Source organism: Bacteroides sp. CAG:633, assembly GCF_000435115.1.
In the GTDB taxonomy this organism is placed as follows: domain Bacteria; phylum Bacteroidota; class Bacteroidia; order Bacteroidales; family Bacteroidaceae; genus Bacteroides; species Bacteroides ndongoniae.
In genome coordinates, this window is sequence record NZ_FR883071.1 from 33,468 (window position 1) to 37,681 (window position 4,214).

At 45.0% G+C, this 4,214-nt stretch carries 4 protein-coding genes; 3 read left to right on the forward strand and 1 reads right to left on the reverse strand.

The window, feature by feature from the left end:
* Positions 1-148 precede the first annotated feature (148 nt).
* Entirely contained in the window at positions 149-697 is a 549-nt protein-coding gene (locus tag QVP67_RS08160) for an RNA polymerase sigma factor (RefSeq protein WP_022163077.1), read from the forward strand.
* 15 nt (positions 698-712) lie between these two features.
* The gene (locus QVP67_RS08165) at positions 713-1,996 is read left to right on the forward strand and encodes a PorT family protein (RefSeq protein WP_022163078.1); all 1,284 of its coding nucleotides are present in this window, start codon (positions 713-715) and stop codon (positions 1,994-1,996) included.
* An 18-nt stretch (positions 1,997-2,014) separates the two neighbouring features.
* On the opposite strand, the gene QVP67_RS08170 is transcribed toward QVP67_RS08165, so the two are convergent.
* Positions 2,015-2,791, reverse strand: coding sequence for a patatin-like phospholipase family protein (locus tag QVP67_RS08170; protein WP_022163079.1), 777 nt, complete (start codon positions 2,789-2,791; stop codon positions 2,015-2,017).
* A 373-nt stretch (positions 2,792-3,164) separates the two neighbouring features.
* Here QVP67_RS08170 and QVP67_RS08175 point away from each other — a divergent pair, with 373 nt between their 5' ends.
* Complete coding sequence (locus QVP67_RS08175; protein ID WP_022163080.1) at positions 3,165-4,184, forward strand: YeiH family protein; 1,020 nt, start codon at positions 3,165-3,167, stop codon at positions 4,182-4,184.
* Positions 4,185-4,214 lie beyond the last annotated feature (30 nt).

The following is a 4,214-nucleotide window of genomic DNA, read 5'->3' on the forward strand; positions in this document are numbered from 1 at the left end:
GAAAGTTGAATCGTTTACTTAAATGCATTGTCCGGCTGATTACTGCACAGATAAATGTTAAAGAAATAAAAGAAAAAAAACTTCTGCTGCCGATGCAGTATTTTTGCGGCCATTGCATTTTTAGAATAAGCACGTGTTGAAAGAAAGGATGGAAGAACAAGTACTGGCAGAACGGTGTAGGCAAGGCGACAATATTGCCCGCAAGGAGCTGTATGAGCATTATGCAGGGCGTATGTTCAGCGTTTGCCTCCGTTATATAACCGATAGGGAGGTTGCACAGGACTTGTTGCACGATGGTTTCTTGAAGATATTCGATTCTTTCGATAAGTTTACGTGGCGGGGCGAAGGTTCTCTGCGTGCGTGGATGGAGCGTGTCATGGTGAATACAGTATTGCAATATTTGCGTAAGAACGATGTAATGAATCAGGCGACAGCCTTGGAGAATGTTCCTCAGGTGTATGAAGAACCGGACGTGTCTTCGATTGATGTTATTCCCCAAAAGGTGCTGATGCGTTTCATCAATGAATTGCCGACAGGCTATCGTACTGTATTCAATTTATACGTATTTGAAGAAAAATCACATAAAGAAATTGCCCAGTTGCTGGGCATTAACGAAAAATCGTCTGCTTCACAATTAGTGCGTGCGAAGGCTGCGCTGGCTACTAAGATTCGTGAGTGGATGAAAAACAATGCTTAAACAGATGAAAAGCGTATGAAAGAGGAATTGTGGTTGAAAAAGATGAAAGAACGTCTCGACGATTATTCTGAACCGTTGCCGTCTGATGGTTGGGAACGGTTGGAAAAGGCATTGCAGCCTTCTCCTGTCAGAATGAAGCGGACGATATTTTTCCGTCGCTGGACGGTAGCTGCTGCTGTTGCTTTACTGCTTGTAGTCTCTTCGGTGGGAGTCTGGCTGTTGCAAAGTCCGGTAGCAGATGAAATCAGGAATACAAGTATGCCTGCTTTGGCTGTAGTTCCCGATGAGTTGCCGGAGCCGGCTGTGCAGGAAAAACAGACTGAGATGCCTGAGCCTGTTTATTATAATAAAGGTAGAAAGGCACGGACAAAGAATCTGGTGGCACAACAGATTGATTTGCGGGACAATCTGGAGGAAAACGTGCTAAAAGAAGAAGAGGCTAGAACCCAGCCTGTTGTATCTGAAGAAAAAGCTGGAAATAACAAGGCTGAGAGAGAAGAAGATAAAGCCACTGTTCCCGCATCGAACGAGGAGAAGAAACAGGCTGCACAGCGTCGGCTTGTGAAGAAGGAAAAGCTGACTTATCCGACTGAAATGAAAAAGCATAAGAAGTCGAAAGGCTGGTCGGTAGGTATATCTGTGGGAAATACTGGTGGCAATTCGTTAAACAACACTGATTCCTGGATGCAGGATTACAGTGTCAGCTCGGTACCCAATGGTAGTAAGGTCGATTTGATTTCTACATCAAATGGTATGGTTACCATACCGGAAGGACAGGAAGTTGTGTTCCAGGGAGGAATCCCTTATTTATTGGGAAGAAGCAATCAGGTTGTTTCCATCGATCACAAACAGCCGGTTACAGTGGGGCTTTCGTTGCGTAAAGGTCTTCCTAAAGGCTTTTCGTTGGAAACCGGACTTACCTATACCTATCTTGCCTCGGATGTTAAATATGCCGGCAGTTCGGACATTGTAAGCCAGAAGCTGCATTATATAGGTATACCTTTGAGGGCCAACTGGAATTTCATTGATACGAAGAGATTCACCGTTTACGTATCGGCAGGAGGTGCTGTAGAAAAGTGTGTGTATGGCACCATCGACAGCGAAAAAGAAACGGTCAAGCCGTTGCAGCTTTCTGTATTGGGGGCTGTCGGTGCGCAGCTGAACCTGACCAATCATTTGGGATTCTATGTCGAGCCGGGTGTGTCGTATTTCTTCGATGATGGATCTGATATACAGACTATTCGTAAGGAGAACCCTTGTAATTTTACGTTGCAGGCTGGCTTCCGTCTTTCTTATTAGCCCTGTTATTCGGACAGTCTAATATCCGGATAAGGCTAGGGCTTCTTCGGCGGCTTTTTGGCCGCTTTCGACGATGGACGCAGCGCGATGGAAATCCATCATATCGTATTCATCACCGGACATCTGTATCAGTAGGTCTGGAGAATATTGAGCAATTTCGCGTCGGGTTATTTCCTGCATCATGAGTCTGGACGACTTGGTCAATATCAAGTATGGATTGAAGCGTCTTGCACTTTCGTCTGTGGATGGTGCGTTGACATCGACAGCTATCAGCAGTGTATCGTCTTTTCGCGGGGCATGCCGTATAGGCAATGGGTTCAGAATGCCGCCGTCTACCAGAACTCTTCCGTCTTTGCGTACAGGGCAGAACAACATAGGAATGGACATTGAAGCGCGGATGGCTTCGAGCAGGCTGCCTTGTACAAATCTTACTTCTTCGTCGTGGGCAATGTCGGTTGCCAAAGCCGTATAGGGTAGGGGCAGGCTTTCGATGCTGACATCCGGAATAATGCGGCCAAGCTCGCGGATAAAACGATTTCCTTTTACCAGCCCGCTTCGGCTTATCGTGACATCGGCCATTTGCAGCATTTTCCATCTGTTCCAGGAACAGAACCAGTTTTTGCACTCTTCCAGTTTGCCGGTAGCATACATGGCTCCGACCATAGCTCCCATAGAACTGCCGGTGATGGAAGTTATTTCGAAATGATGTTTCAGCAGTGTTTCTATTACGCCGATGTGGGCTATTCCTCGTGCACCTCCCATCGAGAGTACCAATGCTACTTTTTGTTTGTCCATAGTTATATTTCTTAAGTTTCGCAAGTGCTCAACTTATTAGTAGACAAGGCTTCAGTTAACAAGTCTACTAGGCTGGAACTCCCTGTTTGATAAAGTGCCGCTTGAAACGGCTCGCTACAAACGCCTTGTTAACTCGTCAACTTGTTGCTTGTCAACTGCAACTTGAGCTTGCGAAAGTTGAGTTATATTTCTTCTTTTGTGCTTTTCTGTTTTCTGATACAAAGAAAGTGAATTGTTCCCATTAAAAGAAATGCTATAACCAGAAGTTATATCCTATAAAAAGAAACAATTGGTGTGGTAATGGAAAGAAGCGTACCTTTGCGGTCGAAATCGAGGAATTAAACAGTTTTATTAACTAAAAAATAGATTTAATATGGCATCACATCAGGCGACAAAGGCTATAAGCCTGTCTGCATTGCAGCGGAACAATAAAATGATTTATGTGTCTCTGCTTTTTATCCTTTCTTTCTTCTTGCTTTTGGATTACGTACCAGGTATGCAGGCTTATTCGGCATGGGTCACTCCTCCTGTAGCTTTGTTCCTGGGATTGGCATTTGCACTGTCGTGTGGACAGGCACATCCGAAATTCAATAAGAAGGTTTCAAAATATCTGCTTCAGTATTCTGTCGTCGGACTGGGATTCGGTATGAATCTTCATGCTTCGTTGGCTTCGGGAAAAGAGGGCATGGAGTTTACGATTATCTCGGTGATTGGTACGTTGCTGATCGGTTGGGTGATAGGACGTAAGTTCCTGAAAGTAGACCGTGACACTTCGTACCTGATCAGTACCGGTACAGCCATTTGCGGCGGTAGTGCCATTGCGGCTGTAGGCCCTGTGCTGAAGGCAAAAGATACTGAAATGTCGGTTGCTTTGGGCACCATCTTTATACTGAATGCCATTGCTTTGTTCATATTCCCGGTGATAGGTCATGCGCTTGATATGAGTCAGCAGGAATTTGGAACGTGGGCAGCTATTGCCATTCACGATACCAGTTCAGTGGTAGGTGCCGGTGCGGCTTACGGTGAAGAGGCTCTGAAGATTGCTACTACAATCAAACTGACTCGTGCCCTTTGGATTATTCCGCTGGCCTTTGTCACATCCTTTATATTTAAGAGCAAAGGTCAGAAAGTCAGCATCCCCTGGTTCATATTCTTTTTCGTATTGGCTATGGTAGTTAATACGTATGTGCTGGGTACTACTTCTACAGGAATAATGATTGGTGAAGGCATTAATGAATTTGCCCGCAAGACGCTGACGATTACTTTGTTCTTCATCGGTGCCTCTCTCTCGCGCGATGTCCTGAAGGCTGTAGGTGTTAAGCCACTGATTCAAGGCGTTTTGTTGTGGGTAGTTATCAGCTTGAGTACTTTGGCATATATCTATTGGTTTTAATGTCTTGTACTGATATAGGTAGACACATTT